Source organism: Candidatus Binatia bacterium (assembly GCA_029248525.1).
Taxonomy (GTDB): domain Bacteria; phylum Desulfobacterota; class Binatia; order UBA12015; family UBA12015; genus UBA12015.
Window position 1 is genome coordinate 26,084 of sequence record JAQWJE010000043.1, and the last position, 16,307, is coordinate 42,390.

14 protein-coding genes are annotated in these 16,307 nt (G+C 60.5%); 6 read left to right on the forward strand and 8 right to left on the reverse strand.

Going from position 1 to position 16,307, the window contains the following annotated elements; all coding sequences use genetic code 11:
• Nucleotides 1-2: 2 nt before the first annotated feature.
• The 6 genes from P8K07_10420 to P8K07_10445 form a co-directional block, all read right to left on the reverse strand.
• Complete coding sequence (locus P8K07_10420) at nt 3-1,652, reverse strand: multicopper oxidase domain-containing protein (protein ID MDG1958930.1); 1,650 nt, start codon at nt 1,650-1,652, stop codon at nt 3-5.
• Between the two features lie 52 nt (nt 1,653-1,704).
• On the reverse strand, nt 1,705-3,198 hold the full coding sequence (locus P8K07_10425; protein MDG1958931.1) for a carboxylesterase/lipase family protein: 1,494 nt from the start codon (nt 3,196-3,198) through the stop codon (nt 1,705-1,707).
• Between the two features lie 77 nt (nt 3,199-3,275).
• Nucleotides 3,276-4,256 (reverse strand): sterol desaturase family protein, encoded by a 981-nt coding sequence (locus P8K07_10430; protein ID MDG1958932.1) that lies wholly within the window; start codon nt 4,254-4,256, stop codon nt 3,276-3,278.
• A 99-nt stretch (nt 4,257-4,355) separates the two neighbouring features.
• Entirely contained in the window at nt 4,356-5,123 is a 768-nt protein-coding gene (locus P8K07_10435; protein ID MDG1958933.1) for an SDR family NAD(P)-dependent oxidoreductase, read from the reverse strand.
• A 2-nt stretch (nt 5,124-5,125) separates the two neighbouring features.
• Complete coding sequence (locus P8K07_10440; protein ID MDG1958934.1) at nt 5,126-6,142, reverse strand: TIGR03617 family F420-dependent LLM class oxidoreductase; 1,017 nt, start codon at nt 6,140-6,142, stop codon at nt 5,126-5,128.
• Nucleotides 6,139-6,966, reverse strand: coding sequence for an enoyl-CoA hydratase-related protein (locus P8K07_10445; GenBank protein ID MDG1958935.1), 828 nt, complete (start codon nt 6,964-6,966; stop codon nt 6,139-6,141). The genes P8K07_10440 and P8K07_10445 overlap by 4 nt, the downstream gene beginning before the upstream one ends.
• 135 nt (nt 6,967-7,101) lie before the next feature.
• Between P8K07_10445 and P8K07_10450 the strand changes: the two genes are divergently transcribed.
• The 5 genes from P8K07_10450 (at nt 7,102) to P8K07_10470 (ending at nt 12,587) form a co-directional block, all read left to right on the forward strand.
• On the forward strand, nt 7,102-8,877 hold the full coding sequence (locus P8K07_10450) for a carboxylesterase family protein (GenBank protein ID MDG1958936.1): 1,776 nt from the start codon (nt 7,102-7,104) through the stop codon (nt 8,875-8,877).
• A gap of 13 nt (nt 8,878-8,890) precedes the next feature.
• Nucleotides 8,891-9,679: a phytanoyl-CoA dioxygenase family protein gene (locus tag P8K07_10455; protein ID MDG1958937.1), complete on the forward strand. Its 789-nt coding sequence runs from the start codon at nt 8,891-8,893 to the stop codon at nt 9,677-9,679.
• Nucleotides 9,680-9,725: 46 nt separating this feature from the next.
• Nucleotides 9,726-10,379 carry a GPP34 family phosphoprotein gene (locus P8K07_10460; protein MDG1958938.1) on the forward strand — a complete coding sequence of 218 codons (654 nt, stop codon included), beginning with the start codon at nt 9,726-9,728 and terminating at the stop codon, nt 10,377-10,379.
• 61 nt (nt 10,380-10,440) lie between these two features.
• Entirely contained in the window at nt 10,441-11,214 is a 774-nt protein-coding gene (locus P8K07_10465; GenBank protein MDG1958939.1) for a glucose 1-dehydrogenase, read from the forward strand.
• 182 nt (nt 11,215-11,396) lie between these two features.
• Complete coding sequence (locus P8K07_10470) at nt 11,397-12,587, forward strand: cytochrome P450 (GenBank protein ID MDG1958940.1); 1,191 nt, start codon at nt 11,397-11,399, stop codon at nt 12,585-12,587.
• On the opposite strand, the gene P8K07_10475 is transcribed toward P8K07_10470, so the two are convergent.
• On the reverse strand, nt 12,584-13,216 hold the full coding sequence (locus P8K07_10475) for a DsbA family protein (protein ID MDG1958941.1): 633 nt from the start codon (nt 13,214-13,216) through the stop codon (nt 12,584-12,586). The genes P8K07_10470 and P8K07_10475 overlap by 4 nt on opposite strands.
• A 21-nt stretch (nt 13,217-13,237) precedes the next feature.
• Entirely contained in the window at nt 13,238-14,332 is a 1,095-nt protein-coding gene (aroB, locus tag P8K07_10480) for a 3-dehydroquinate synthase (GenBank protein ID MDG1958942.1), read from the reverse strand.
• Between the two features lie 118 nt (nt 14,333-14,450).
• On the opposite strand from aroB, the gene ilvD reads away from it, so the two are divergent.
• A complete protein-coding gene (gene ilvD / locus P8K07_10485) occupies nt 14,451-16,295 on the forward strand; it encodes a dihydroxy-acid dehydratase (protein ID MDG1958943.1) in 1,845 nt (614 codons plus the stop codon).
• Nucleotides 16,296-16,307: the final 12 nt, after the last annotated feature.

The window sequence follows — 16,307 nt, forward strand, 5'->3', positions numbered from 1 at the left end:
GACTACCGCTGCGGCGCACCACAGGGGTATTGGTCATCATCACAAACCTGCATCGCGGCCATCATTCCCGCATCGCTGGCATTCGCTGCAGCCGATCGAAAGGTGAATTTCCCGACGGCAATTTCCGAAAACGGAATCCGCACCACCACCTCGCCTCGAGGATCATTTGCGGTCGGGCAACTGTAGATCGGGTAAATCTTCTGCTCGATCTCAACGGCCTGACATTCGGTGGCATCGCTCTCGTATCGGTCACAATCCCGAAAAGGCATCGTCACGGTATCCTGATAGCCGGTAAATTCCACTGGCACTCCGTTGACTTCAAGAACCTGAAAATCGACCTGCCCTATATGGAAAACATGGTTTTGCCCACTGCAGTTCTGCAGGCGCCATTCCTCCACGCAATTCTCCTCGGACGCCAATCGGACCTCGGCATCGATGCGATAAGGATCAAAGGGCCGACCATCAATCGTATATACATCGCCGGTCGGTCCCTGCTCGAATCGGAAGACGCGCCTGCGACAACGATTCTCTTCCCGCAGATCTGTCAGGGCTGGAAACTGATCCTCCGAGGGTAACTGCGGGGCCAGAACCTTGTCGTCCGCAACGACGAGCGTTCCCAGAGACCCGCCCACCACACAGGGGCCTTGAGGCCCCATACAGGTGCTTGCATCGAGGTCCTCACAACCGGTGGTCTCCGCGAGTTCCGCCTCTCCGCAGGCACCCGCCCGATACAAGGATGAGCCTTCACCAAAGAATGCGTCATAGTCCGGGGGGCGATTGCCCAGGGTCGCTGTCGAGAACTCATATTGCCCTTCGCCACGCGCGACGATCAGGAACTGCGAACGCGCCGAAGGGGGCAAGTCGATATTCTGCAAGGCAAGCAAACGCGTATGGCGATTCCCGTCGCGCGCCACCTCGTAGAAGGTATGGTTGGCCAGAGCCAACCGGTAGTAAAGATTCGCGCTTGCGTTCGCGACGCTCCAGAATTGCATTTCACCCGGATTCGCCTTGAATCGCGGTCGCACCTGACCATTGACGGTCAGCATCTTGAGTTGCTCCGGGTCAGGCTGCTCAAAAATGGTCCCTCCGGAGCGCTGCAGATCCTTGAGGACGAGCGTTCGCTGAGTAACTCCCGAGAGCTGCGGGAACGGATCGAGGACTCCCTCCACAACAATCGCCCCGGCCATCCCGTTGCCCAACTGACTGGCGATCTCCCCGAAGCGCGAAGGACGATAGGTAAAGATACCCTGAGGATGATCCTCGGGAACAACCACGCTGTAGAGCTGCCCCTCACCGGGCTCGACATCAAGAAAGACGTCGTCGCCAGCCACCCACCCCTGCATCAGCGGACTCAGACTCATGCCATCGAAATGAAGATTCGTGGACTCGCTCGGCAATTGATTCTCGAGAAGAATCTCAAATCGATCACCGCGGGCAACGCGCAATGTCGCTGGCGCAAACAGCCCCATATAGGCCCTGCCCTCGAGATCGAGGTCGTTGACCGACAGGTTGGTATATTTAGGCGTGAGAGTAAGTGAGAGCACCCCGTCCTCTGCCTCGATCACCGGCGGCTCCAGAAACACCGGCGTCGATTCCCCACACCCGGAAGCCAAAAGAACCAGCAAGCCCCACGACAGCATCAATGCACGCATGCTGCCGTCTCTATCAGCTACCGGATCGGGTTCCCATGGGTTTGCGGGACAATCAATCCTCGAGAATCTCCGCCCAGAGACTCCGGCGCTCTTCGAGCGGTGCGTCGGAGGCAACGGAATCCTCGGCGAAATCCATCGTTATCCGACGCGAGGGCTCATAGGGGCCCCATGCGGGAATACCCGGATGTGAAGGATCCCCGGCTCTCGCAAAGGCAATCCAGGAATCCATCACCTGCAAGGCGAGCGCCTCGGCCGCCGGCCCGGCGCCGGAGAACCGGTCCATACCCGGGGCGTCAAGAGTGCCAAAGACAAAAGGCAATTCCACAGCGTGACAAGCACCCAGCATTCCCCGCACCGCCGGGGAGGGCCACGAAAACCGATACATATAGGTGCCAGCCTGATGGGCCTGCTGCGCTTCGGCCAGCTGGACTGCCGGCATCCAGAAGACTCGGTCGGTTTCGATCGCGTCAAAAACCTGCCATGGCTCGGAATGCGGATAGAGCGCCAGAACCTCATCCGCGTCCCCCTTGCCAATGCTGGACAGGCGCTGCGCCAGACGCTTGCGCAAGGCTGCTCGATCCATCGATCGATGGTGCGGCATCGCAATCGTAAAAAGACGCCACTCGTCGGCGGTCGAGCCGATCAGCAGAGGAATATTCTCGGCCTGACCGGCACTCACGGCAAGCATCGGGTGTTCGGGAACAATCAATCCGTCGACCACGGGCGCCCACGGCATCACGCGGTTGGCCTGCAATCGCGCGGTTACCTTCAATTGTGCGGCGAGAAGGTCCTCGATGGATCGTTCCCGCAAAGAGGAAGCCTCCAGCTGCGCCAACCCCAACTCGGCCGCCAGGACATCTCCGGCTTCGGCTGCCTGCGCCGGCGAAAGCGTGGCCTGCGCCGCGCCGCTTTGGGCAATGACCTTATGAAACAAACCGCGCGCGGAAGGCGTGGCCATGAGGGTCGTCACAGACATCCCACCTGCCGATTCCCCGAAAATCGTCACATTCTCCGGGTCGCCGCCAAAATCAGCAATATTCTCCCGCACCCAACGGAGGCCGGCAATCTGGTCTTGAAGACCGACATTCGGCGCGAAATCACTCCCGTTCAGTCCCGGGTTCAGCCACCCGAGCACACCGAGGCGATAGTTCAGAGCCACGACGACCACATCGCCGCGACAAGCCAACGGTCCTCCATCGTACATCAATTGGCGGTTGGACCCCGTCGTGCACGCGCCTCCGTGAATCCACACGAGGACCGGACGCGCACCGCTCCCGGCCTCCGGGGTGTAGACGTTCAAGGTCAGACAACCCGCCTCCTCCTGCGGACCCGGGGCCATCCCGGGCAAAGCACTATCCGGCTGGGGGCATGCCGGGCCGAATTCGGTTGCCGGACGAATATCTGCCCAGGGAGTCGCCGGCACCGGGGCCTGAAAGCGAAGTTCGCCCACGGGAGGTGCGGCGAAGGGAATCCCCAAAAATGCATGGTGGCCATCACGAGGGGCGCCCTGCACGCGTCCATTCTTCGTCGCTACGATTGTACCCATCCTGCGGTGCTACGCAGCCGAGAGCCCCAGCGCAACCGGCAGCCATCCGACGACTTGAACAGCTCTGGAGCGGGTTTTCAGCTGGTTTTTCTCGCGGTCGATTCCTCGACCACCTTTTCCCATCGCAGCGGCGAGACCATTTGCGAGAAAAAACCCATCGGAAAATGCGGCAGCGAATCCATCCCGATCTCGGCCGGCGATTTGCGATCCTTCGGGAGCCACCGCGTCCCGAAAACCACATCCCAAATGATCAGATTGCCGCCATAATTATGATTCGCTTCCTCGACCACCGGCGAATGGTGCCAGCGATGCAGTTCGGCCATGCTGAAAATCCAGTTCAAGGGACCCAGCTTCAGCTTCAAATTGGAATGCTGAAATGCCCCGTGCACGGCCGCAAAGAGCGTCACCAACCCCAGCACTTCCGGCGACGCTCCCAGAACGGCGATGGGAAGCAACTTGCCGGTCCCGATCAGAAAGATGTCCACCGGGTGAAAGCGCACCGCGTTCAGAAAATAGAGCCGCGGCGCGGAATGATGTGTGGCATGGAACCGCCACATCCAATCGATTTCGTGCATCCCCCGATGGCACCAATACTCAACGAACTCTGCCAAAACCAAAGCGAGGACCAACTGCCCGAGGATGGGCCATGCGGTAGGCCAATAGCCCGTCCCGAAGTCCTCCGACACCAGCATCGCCAAATAGACCACGCCAGAGAGCATCAGCGGTTCGGTCAAGCGCACCATCGAGCCATTGGTGAATAAATACCCAAGATCAACCGAGAGATCCCCACGCGAGCGGAGCCAATCTTCGTGATGGGGGAAAATTCGCTCCAGTATCGCCAGCAAAAAATAGGTCCCGGCAATCACGGGAAAGACCGCGACTTCCGCCGGCACTCCGCTCTCCATCCAGGCGTAACCCACCCAGACAGCCGTGGTCAGCACGACCGGAAAAACCAGGACCGAAAATACCCGCTCGACAAAAGACCATTCCCGGGGAAAGCCCCCCGGGCTCGAAGCGATCGCGGAGCCCTCCGGCCCCTCGGATACCGACTGATTCATGCTTCGATCCTACCTAGGATTCGCTCTTTCCGAAACCGATTTCGTCGCATCCCATCTCTGTAAATTTTGGAGACAAAACAGTTCGAATTCGGAGAAGCCTCAGCCAATTTCCAGGCGATGTCCCGCCGTCCAGCCGCCGTCAACAACCAAAGCCGTGCCCGTGACAAAAGATGCCTCATCCGAGGCAAGAAACACCGCACAATTAGCGACTTCTTCCGGTTGCCCCATGCGTTTCAGGGCATGGAGTTCCACCATGCGTTCACGTAAAACCTGCAACTCGGGCTCCTGCAGCATGGCCGTCATCGGGGTCTCGATCAGCCCGGGACAAAGGCAGTTCACCCGAATCCCTTCGACCCCGTAATCCAGCGCCATATTCTTGGTCATCAAGATCACGGCTCCCTTCGAGGCATTATAGGCCAACTGCATGCTGATGGCCGAGATCCCCTCCACGCTCGCGATATGAATAATATTGCCCGCCTGGCGCTCGCGCATACCCGCCAACGCGTGCTTGGCCACGAGAAAAGATCCTTTCAAGTTGATATCGAGGACGCGATCCCACTCGGCCGCATCCAGATCGTGCGCGGAGCCGTAGCCATTGACCCCTGCTGCATTCAGGAGGACATCGATTTGCCCGAGACTGCCTGCAGCCCCCTGCACGGCCGCCTCGACCGAGGCTTCGTCACGAACATCGAGCGAATGCGTGCTCACGACCGAAGAGCCGAGTTCGTCCAGCAAAGCGCTCGGAATCTCCTGCAGATCCGCCAGAGCTACCGAGGCACCCTCGGCAACGAACCGCCGGGCCGATGCTGCGCCGATTCCCGACGCTCCACCCGTGATCAACACTTTCTTTCCTTGCAATCGACTCATCTTCAATCCTCTCCGTGCACGCCCGCGGCGATCTTGGGCAGAGCTTCCGGATCACCGCTCTCATCGTAAAGAATGACGCTGGTCCGCGCCGCAAAATTATTTCGCTCACGCAGCCGGCGACCGACTTCCTCCGGCGTGCCGATGACGCCGATCTTCTCCAGCATTTCGTCCGAAATCAGACCCGTCATTTCGGCCCAGAGCCCCGCCTTGCTCATCCGGTTGAGTTCAGGCTGCAGATCGCCCCAACCCTCGTGCTCGAGCGCTACCCGGTAGGCAGGCGTCGATCCATAAAAGGATATCTGCATCTTGGCGGCGGCCTTGGCCTTTTCGATCTGCTCCTCGGTCCGGCCGACCATGCAGATTGTTTGCGCGGAGATCTCGCAGTCCGCTGGCGTCCGCCCACCCTTGGCGAGGCCTTCGTGCAAGGCCGGAATCGCAACATCATGCATATAGCCGGTCGTATGCAGCGGATGAACCATCCACCCATCGGCAACTTCGCCAGCGACGCGGATCATCCCGGCGCCGAACCCGGCCAGATAGATCGGCGGTGGGCCATGCGGGTTGGGCTGAGGGCTCAAAAAGGGAGTCATCAGGGTATGCCGATAGAACTCGCCTTCAAATTTCAGCGGCTCACCCTCATTCCAGGTCCGGAAAATAGCCCGTATCGCGAGCACAAACTCACGCATCCGGGAATTGGGCTTGGACCAGGTCTGGCTGAATCGACGCTCGATATGCGGGCGGATTTGCGAACCCAGGCCAAGGATGAAACGGCCTTCGGAAATCAGCTGCAAATCGTTCGCGGCATACGCACACACCATCGGGTTGCGCGCGAAGGCAATTGCGACCGCGGTCATGATTTCGATTCGCTTGGTCTCATGAGCCGCCAGAGCCAGCGGCATGAAGGGTTCGTGCGGGCCCTCGAAACTGAGCGCGCCATCAAACCCCTGCTCCTCCAGACGTGCCGCTGCGGCACCGGCGTGGCCGGGCCCTGCGAAGGAAAGTGCACCATCAATCTTCATTCGTTTTCATCTTTCCCTGGCCATTTCGGCCAGTCTCGGCTCACGGACAAATTCCACTGAGGCTTGCGCCTCTCCAGCCATGCCATCGGCCCCTCCATGGCATCAGGAGTGCCCATCAGGTGTCGATGCAATTCGGTTTCCTTGCTTTCGATTTCGGCGGCGGACAGCGCGAAGCTCTCCCACAGAAGCCGCTTGGTAACCGCGACCGACAGAGGTGCAGTCTCGACAACCATCTCTCGTGCCAATTCCAACGCGGCCGGGAGAACCTTGTCGGCCGGCAATACGCGATTGGCAATCCCCAGCCTCTCCGCTTCCGCCCCGTCGAAACGTCGCCCGGTGAGCAGCACTTCGGCTGCTCGCGCCACCCCGATCAGGCGCGGCAGCGTAAAGTGCGCATAGGCGTCCGGCATCATGCCGCGGCGGACCTGCAGAACGCCGTACTTGCCCTCGGCAGCGAAAAGGCGAAGATCGGCCTGCACCGCCAGGGTGAATCCAACCCCGATCGCATGACCGTTGACCGCGGCAATCACGGGCTTGCGTACCCGAAAAGCAGGGAAGGCCGCCCCAGCGGCGCTGAAGTTTTCCAGATCGGGCGAATCGAAAACTTCCCCACTCATCTCGGCGCCGGCACAAAAAGCCGGCCCGGCACCCGTGACCACGACCGCCCGTACAGCGTCGTCCTCGTCACATCTTTGGTAGGCCTGCGCCAGATCTTCGCCCATGGCGCCGGTGAAGGCATTGCGAGCCTCGGGTCGATTCAATGTGATTTGAGCGACTCCATCCTGCAGTTCCCACAGGATGTCTCGATACGGCGACTTCGGCATAGTCTCTTCTTACTGCCTCGCATGCCGTTGCGCGACTTGCACTATCGCGGCGCTTGCGCCACGCCCCGAAGGCAGCGGCCAGACTTGCGACGAGCGGCTGAAGCGGTTTCATTCAGGGTCGTGGGGGGACAATTCATGAACAACCGACGAATTCAAAAGGTAGCGGTCCTGTGCGGGATGGGCGTCGGCCTCACTCTGGCCGCCTGCACCTCAGGGGAAAAGCCCGATATCGCCGATCCGACTTCGCAAAGAACCGCACCCGCAGGAAGTTATATCGGCACGCGCGATATGTCCGGCAATCATGTCTGGCGAGGCATTCCCTATGCCGCGGCGCCCACCGGCGATCGACGCTGGAGAGCCCCCGTCCCGGCAGCGCCCCGGGCAAACCTCTTTTCGGCAATCGATCCCGGACCCGCCTGCCCGCAATTCGCCAGTCGATTCGGTGGCGAATCGGGGGCGAGCAAAGAACTCCGCGGCGACGAGAATTGTCTCACCCTCGACATCTATGCGCCTCGCGAAATCGCACCTGATGAAACCCTGCCGGTCATGGTCTGGATCCATGGAGGGGGAAACACCATCGGGAACTCGTCCTTTTACCAGGGGGCCGAGCTGGTGCGAAACGGGCGCGTTGTCGTAGTCGCCATTCAATACCGCATGGGCCCCCTCGGCTTCCTGCGTCACGCCTCGTTGCGGAACGATCGTGATCCCGTCGAAGCCTCGGGCAACTTCGCCATTCTGGATATGATCGAATCCCTGCGCTGGGTCCGGACAAACATCCGCGCCTTCGGAGGCAACCCCGACAATATTACGATCTTCGGGGAATCTGCGGGCGGGCGGAACGTCTTCAGCCTGCTTCTCGCCCCGCAGGCGGCCGGGCTGTTTCATCGCGCCATCTCGCAAAGCGGAAGTCTCGGTGCCCATACGGCAGCCGAGGCGGAAAATTCTACGGATGCGACTCCACCCGGCCATCCCAGATCCTCGACCGAGGTTCTCTACACTCTGCTGCAACAAGACGGCAGGGCCGCCAATCGAGAACAAGCCCGCACGCAATTGGCCACCATGTCCGACAGCGAGACTGCGGCATACCTGCGGAGCAAAACCACGCAGGAGATTTTCGACGCTTATGCCGATGGCGAAATGTTGGGCATGATCGATATGCCGCGCACCTTGCGCGACGGAACCGTATTGCCGGCCGGGGATCCTCTCGATTCCCTTCAGGCGGGCAACTTCAATCACGTTCCCGTAATCCTTGGCACGAATCGCGACGAGCAGAAACTCTTCCTTGCCGCCGACCCCGACATGACCACCGCATGGCTCGGCTGGCTGCCGCGGATCAAGGATCCCCGACGCTATGAGGCCTTTGCCCGTCACGCCTCCCGAAACTGGAAAGCTGTCGGTGCCGATGAACCCGCTGCGGCGATGCGGGCAAGCGGCCACCCTGACGTCTGGGTGTATCGCTTTGACTGGGACGAAGAAGGCGAACTCCTCGGTACCGATTTCAGCCAGTTGATCGGCGCCGGCCATGCCATCGAGATCCCGTTTATTTTCGGAAACTACGATATGGGCTCCGAACTATCGTTACTCTTCACAGATGAAAACAAGGCCGGCCGCAAGGAACTCGAAAGCGCGATGATTGGCTACTGGTCGACATTTGCCAAAACCGGCACTCCCGGGAACGGCGGAGACCCCGCACGCGCGACGTGGCCGAGGGGGCCGGAATTCCTGCTTCTGGACACCGAAGCAGGCGGGGGGCTGCGGCCTTCCACCGACACTCTCACCGAGAGACTCGTCCTGCAGGAAATCGTTCAGGACTCCGACCTCTCACCCCTGGAAAGATGCGAGGTCCTGCGGCGGACCCTCGAGAGACAAATCCGACCGGACCGAGGCGTTCTCGCCAAAGCCGGCTGCTGAACGGGACACGATAATGCAACCCCAACCCGACTCGCCCGAGAAAACTTTTTGGGCAGAGAACCATTACCTGCTTCGAGAAAGCGTATTTACCGGCGCCGATCTCGCGGACCTGGTGGCGTGGACCGACGAGCTCGCCGGATGGCCCGAAAAACCGGGCCATTGGATGAAATATTTCGAGCGGGCCGATCGGGACGAGCGCCAACTCTGCCGGATCGAGAATTTTCTGGAGCACCATCGCGGCCTGCGCGAATTGATTCTCGGCCCGGCCACCCTGGAGATGGTGGGTGCCCTGATGGGGGAACCAGCGATTCTTTTCAAGGAAAAATTGAATTACAAGCTACCGGGCGGATCCGGTTTCCTCGCCCATCAAGACGCCCCGGCTTTCGCAAGCTTCGGACAACATTACCATATTACAATGCTCGTGACCGTCGACCCGATGACCACCCGCAACGGATGCCTGGAGGTTTCCGATCCGGTCGACGGCCAGGAACTCCTTGCTCAGGAAGCCGACGGCACGGTCTCCCGGGCCATCGAAGCCGAGCGAAACTGGTACCCGCTCGAGCTTCCCGCAGGCTCCGTCCTGTTTTTCGACTCCTACATCCCCCACCGCTCCGCGGCCAATGGCTCGGAGAGCCCCCGCCGAGCACTTTATATCACCTACAACCGCTCCCGCGAGGGAGACCGTCGAGCAGCCTACTACGAAAACAAGAGAGCTGTTTTCCCTCCTGAATGCGAACGAGAAGCTGGCGTTGATTATGGAGCCAAATCCGGACCCTTCAATCTGGGGAATCCCATCCGCTGAGCGTCTGGCTCTAGACCTGCTTGCTGATCCTGTGTAGATTCTCGGCGTGCTCACCCTGACAGAAGATCTCGTGCTCCTGGCCCTCGACGATCATTCCGGACGCATTCTACCAGTCGACGATATCGGCTACCGACATGCTCTCGCCGGGGCCGTACTTCTCGACCTCGCGCTGCTCGGCCGGCTGGAGAATCATCACGGAGACCTTCGCGTCGCCGACCCCGCCGACACCGGCGAGACCTTGCTGGACGGATGGCGCCAAACCATCGAAGCCGAAACAACTCCTCTCGAGGTCCGGGTCTGGATCGCACGCCTCGCTTTGGCGGCCGACCAGATCGAAACGGCGGCCCTGACGCGCCTGGTCCAGCGCGGCATCCTCGAAAAACAGGAGACAAATTTTCTGTGGGTCTTCGAGACCCGTCGCTACCCGATGCTCGATGGCACCGAGGAAAAAGAAGTCAAACGACGGATTTGCGACGTGCTGCTGAGCGACGAGGAGCCTTCGCAGGCCGATGCCATTCTGGTCGGCCTGGTCGATGATGCGCGACTGCTCCCACATATTTTGAGCGATGCGGAAACCCGAGAATCGGCCCGCCGAGTAGCGCAAGTCCGCGACATGGACGTGATCGGGAAGGAAGTGGCCACAGTCATCGAGCACCTTCGGCTCGAGATGTTGCAGGTCCTCACGCAAACACACCAATAATTCAAAAGGGGCGCTACCCTCCGGACCGACCGGAGAACGGTGAGCCCCATCGGGAGAGATAATGGCCGCAACCAAAACACCCAATGAACTTTTTGACCTTGGTGGCCGGGTCGCCATCGTGACCGGCGGCAGTCGCGGCATCGGCGAAGCGATCGCTCGGGGTTTCGCTGCCGCCGGCGCCAAAGTGGTGATCGCCTCGCGCAAGCCCGACGCTTGCGAGGCAGTGGCCCAGTCCATCAAAGCCGCAGGGGGCGAGGCGATCGCCGTACCCACGCACCTTGGAGAACTCGACGGACTCGAGAATCTCGTCAACCAGACCGTCGAGCATTTCGGACAGATCGACATCATCGTCAACAATGCCGCAAACCCTCTCGCGTTGCCGGTGGGCCAGATTACCGCCGATGCCTTCGATAAATCCATGCACGTCAATCTGCGCGGCCCACTCTTTCTAGTCCAGAATGCTCTCCCCTGGCTGGAGAAAAGCTCGCACGCATCCGTGATCAATATTATCAGCGCGGGCGTCTACACGAACGGGGCTTACGTGGCTCTCTATACCGCTGCCAAGGCAGGCTTGCGGATGATGACGCGCTCGATGGCTCATGAATTGGTTCGTCACGGAATCCGCGTCAACGCAATCGCCCCGGGAACCGTCGACACGCAGATGGTCCGCAACACTCCCCCGGAGATGCAGGCGGGCATGCGGGACGCCGCACCAGTCAAGCGAATGGCTTCCCCCGAGGAGATGGTCGGTGCCGCCCTGCTGCTTGCCAGCGATGCCGGCAGTTTCTCCACAGGCCAGACGATCATTCTCGATGGCGGCATGACGACCTCCTGAGTCCTCGACGCCGAGCACATCGGAGCCCTGCGAACGGCCGCTACCAGCAAAGAATTGCTCAACCGTGGCGGCCAGCTAATTCACCTTGAAACGAGTTTTTCGTCGATTGAAGTTGCCAGACACGAAAGAGGCGCATACCACAGGGCCATCAGGCTTTGTCCCGATCGGAAGAGGACTCCCGCATGCCCAGTGAACTCTACTACGACCCCTACGATTACGCGATTGACGCCAACCCGCATCCGGTCTGGCAGCGCCTGCGGGAAGAGGCGCCTCTCTACTACAACGAGAAACTCGACTTCTATGCCCTGTCCCGATTCGATGACGTCTGGGATGCCTCCATCGACCACGATACCTTCAGCTCCGCCCACGGCACCGTGCTCGAGGTCATCAGCGACAACGTGAACTACGGCCCCATGATGATCTGGCTCGACCCGCCAGATCATACCCAACTGCGTAAATTGGTCGGGCGCGCCTTCACGCCGCGTCGCATCCGCAGTCTGGAAGAGCGCATCCGTGAGCTTTCGGCCGACTACCTCGACCCTCTGGTCGAACAGGGTCGTTTTGATTTTGTCGAAGATTTCGGAGCCCGACTGCCCGTGATGGTCATCGGGGCCCTCCTCGGACTTCCTGCAGACCAGCAAGAGCAGGTCCGCGCCTGGACCGACAGCCTTCTCCATATCGAACCCGGCGAAACGCAACTGAACGTGAACTCGCAGGACGCCTCCAAAAACCTCCGCGACCTTTTCCAACGCGAGATTACAGCGCGGCGAAAAGCGCCTCGAGACGATCTGATGTCAGACCTTCTGGCCAGCGAAATCGAACTTCCTGATGGAAAGCGTCGTCGCCTGAACGACGAAGAGCTTCATGCCTTTGTCGCACTCCTCTCGGGCGCCGGAAATGAAACTGTCGCACGCCTGCTCGGTTGGGCCGGCGTCGTTCTCGCACAATACCCGGAACAGCGAGAGCGACTCATCGAAGACCCCTCGCTGATTCCCAACGGAATCGAGGAACTGCTGCGCTACGAGGCACCGTCACCCATTCAGGCACGATACGTCACCCGACCGATCGTCCTGCATGGCCAGGAAGTCCCTGCAGGATCCAAGATGGCCCTGATGACCGGATCCGCAGGCCGAGATCCACGCGAGTACCCGGATCCGGATACCTTCGATGTCGGACGCTCCTTCAGCAGGCACGTCGCCTTCGGTTTTGGCATTCACTTCTGTCTGGGCGCCTCGTTGGCGCGGATGGAAGGTCGCGTCGCGCTCGAAGAGGCCCTGCGCCGCTTTCCACGCTGGGAGATCGACGAGGGAGGCCTGGAAATGGTTCATACCTCCACCGTGCGTGGCTACTCGCGCGTGCCCGTTTCCATCTAGACGCGCACCAGAGGTGCGAGCCGATCGGCATTCAGGTCGGGAACCTCACGCCCTTGTTCCTGATAAATCGTCCGGAGCACCCACTCCAGCCGATCATTTCCCCAGAACTTCTGGTTGGCGACAACAAATCCCGGCACACCAACCATGCCCTGTTTGGCAAAATGCATCATGCCCAGCACGACCTGCTCATGCTTTTGAGAATCATGCGCGGCTGCGAGCAGCGCGTCCGGGTCGAGGTCAATCTCCTCAGCGATTCCACGCAGCGTCTCGTCCTGTCCAAGATCCCGGTTGTGCTGGAACCGGCAGGCAAAGGCTGCCTCGAGGTACTCCATGCGCTTGCCGTTTTCCTGAGCATGGTAAAAGGCCGCATGGCTGGGCATCCAATCGGTATCCTTGGTGTCGGGCAGGCGCAGGGGGAGCCCATAGGCCTCACAGTGGCGCTGGAAATCCTCGAGCATATAGGCGAAATGCCTCGGATCAGCGGACACGCGGGGCTCAGGACCATCGGGAGGCGGAAAGACCGGATAGCAGACCAGCTCCACATCCATTTCCGGCAGCACCTGCTTGAGGCGATGAAAGCAAAGATAGGTGTAGGAACTGCGAAACGAAAAGAAAAATTCCAGTTGCATGCAAGCTCTCCTCCAGCGAGTTCAGCGGTCCCAGGGCTGACGCAAAGTATCGAGAGTCTCGCGGACGTCCGATAGCGATACCTCGCTATTTATTTCGGCTGAGCCGAGCGCCGAAAGCAGCACGAACCGCATCTGGCCGGACTCGAATTTCTTGTCGCGAGCCATCGTCTCCAAAATCGCATCGTCGCGAAGGCCGGGATCCAGCACCAGGGGCAGATCAAATCGATGCAGGGATGCCAGAACACGTGCCGTGTCCGTCGGACTCAGTCCGCATTTACGCTCGGAGAGAATCAGAGCCGCACGCAACCCCAAGCTGATCGCTTCGCCATGCAGGAGCGCCCCTTCTCCAGCCGCCGTCTCGATCGCATGGCCCAGCGTATGCCCGAAGTTCAAATGCGCTCGCACCCCGGCGGTCTCCAGTTCATCCTCTTCCACGACTTTCGCCTTGATCGCCACATTCCGCGAAATCAGTGGCACAAGACCGTCACGTCCCTCCAGCCCGTCCACCACCGCGAGCATATCCGGGTCCCGAATCGCCGCGTGTTTGATGATCTCGGCAAAGCCCTCCGCCCAGGCCCGCGGTGGCAAAGTGCGCAATGTGAGCGTGTCGGCCAACACAAAGGCCGGTTGATGAAACGCTCCGACAAGATTTTTCCCCTCGGGCACATCGATTGCCGTCTTGCCGCCGACGGAACTATCGACCTGCGAGACCACCGTTGTCGGAACCTGCAGACAGGGAACCCCTCGATAGAAAAGCGAGGCCACCAAACCGCCGAGGTCACCGATCACCCCGCCGCCGAGTGCCACTACGAAGCAATGCCGGTCCAGGCCGCTTCGGACCATCGTTCGCAGAGCACCTTCGAGATGCGCGAAGCTCTTGGTCCCTTCCCCGGGAGGCAAAACGATCACGTGGGTCACAACCCCGGCCGCATGCAAGCTCTCCACCACCACATCGAGGTGCAGAGCCTCCACATTCTCATCGGTCAGGATCGCACATTGACCACCCAGATCGCGGGCGACGGCCTCGGCCCCCACGTCGCCGAGAATCTCCTCACCGACCCGAACCTCGTAGGCACGCCCCGAAAGCGCGACGGTAATACTTTGTTCGCTCGCCATATTCCCTGAAGTTAGCAAGCCGAGACCCAAAACGGGAACCCCGGGCCGGCAAAGGGGATTCCCGCGCCGAGATCGACCGACTGGCGCAGACGACCTACGATCCGGTACACTTCTCGACATGCCTCAATATCGATCCAGAACGACAACGGCCGGACGCAATATGGCCGGAGCCCGCGCTCTTTGGCGGGCCACCGGGATGACGGACGAAGATTTCACCAAGCCTATCGTTGCGGTGGTCAACTCCTTCACCCAATTCGTTCCCGGCCACGTCCATCTCAAGGATCTGGGACAGTTAGTCGCTCGCCAGATCGAAGCCGCGGGAGGCGTAGCAAAGGAATTCAATACCATCGCGGTCGATGATGGTATCGCGATGGGGCACGACGGCATGCTCTACAGCCTGCCCTCACGCGACCTGATTGCGGATTCCGTCGAGTATATGGTGAACGCCCATTGCGCCGACGCGATGGTCTGCATTTCGAACTGCGACAAGATCACGCCGGGGATGCTCAATGCCGCCATGCGGATCAACATCCCTGCCGTCTTTGTATCCGGCGGCCCCATGGAAGCCGGGAAGACACGTCTGTCCGAAAATAAACTCGATCTGATCGACGCCATGGTGATTGCGGCCGACGATTCGGTCGATGACGAAACCGTCGCCGAGATCGAACGCTCCGCCTGCCCGACCTGCGGTTCCTGTTCGGGAATGTTCACGGCCAACTCCATGAACTGCCTGACCGAGGCGCTCGGGCTCTCGCTGCCCGGCAACGGCAGCGTGCTGGCAACGCATGCCGATCGACGCATGCTTTTCGAGCGTGCCGGCCATTTGATCGTGAAGCTCGCGAAGGATTACTACGAAGGCAATGAGGACGCGATTCTGCCGCGCAACATCGCGAGCTTCGACGCTTTCGAGAACGCCATGAGCCTCGACATCGCCATGGGCGGATCAACCAATACGATTTTGCACCTCTTGGCGGCTGCGCAAGAAGCCGAGCTCGATTTCACCATGAAGGATATCGATCGGCTTTCCCGCAAGGTGCCCAATCTCTGCAAGGTAGCGCCGAGCACGCCGCTCTACCATATGGAAGACGTGCATCGCGCTGGCGGAGTGATGGGCATCCTCGGCGAACTGCAACGCGCGGGGTTGCTTCACGACCAAACGCGGACCGTCCATGCCCCGAGCCTGAGCGAGGCTCTCGACCGATGGGATGTCGCGGCGAATGCAGGAGATGCCGAACGCGAGTTCTACCGAGCCGGTCCGGCCGGGATTCCGACGCAGGAAGCCTTCAGCCAGGATACCCGCTGGGAGACCCTCGACACCGACCGTGCCGTTGGATGCATCCGTGATCTCCAGCACGCCTACTCCACCGATGGCGGTCTGGCGATTCTTTACGGCAACCTTGCACCCGATGGCTGCGTGGTCAAAACGGCCGGTGTGGATGACGACAACCTGGTCTTCAAAGGCACCGCACACGTCTGCGAAAGCCAGGACAGCGCCGTCGAGGATATCCTCAACGATCGCGTGCAGGCCGGCCATGTCGTCGTGGTCCGCTACGAAGGTCCCCGCGGAGGCCCGGGCATGCAGGAGATGCTCTACCCGACCTCCTACCTGAAATCGAAAGGGCTTGGAAAAGCCTGCGCCCTGCTGACCGACGGACGATTTTCCGGGGGAACATCGGGGCTCTCCATCGGGCATGTCTCCCCGGAGGCCGCCTCAGGTGGCGCGATCGCCCTGGTCGAAACCGGTGATCCCATCCATATCGATATTCCGAATCGGCGAATCGATCTGAAAATCGATGACGAGCAACTCGCCGCACGTCGGCAGACCATGGAATCGCGCGGCAACAAGGCCTGGAAACCCACCGAGGCGCGGCCCCGAAAAGTCTCCCCGGCATTGCGCGTCTATGCGGCCATGGCCACAAGCGCCGATCGCGGGGCGGTCCGCGACATTTCCGGACTCGATTGAATCGCGGCGCCT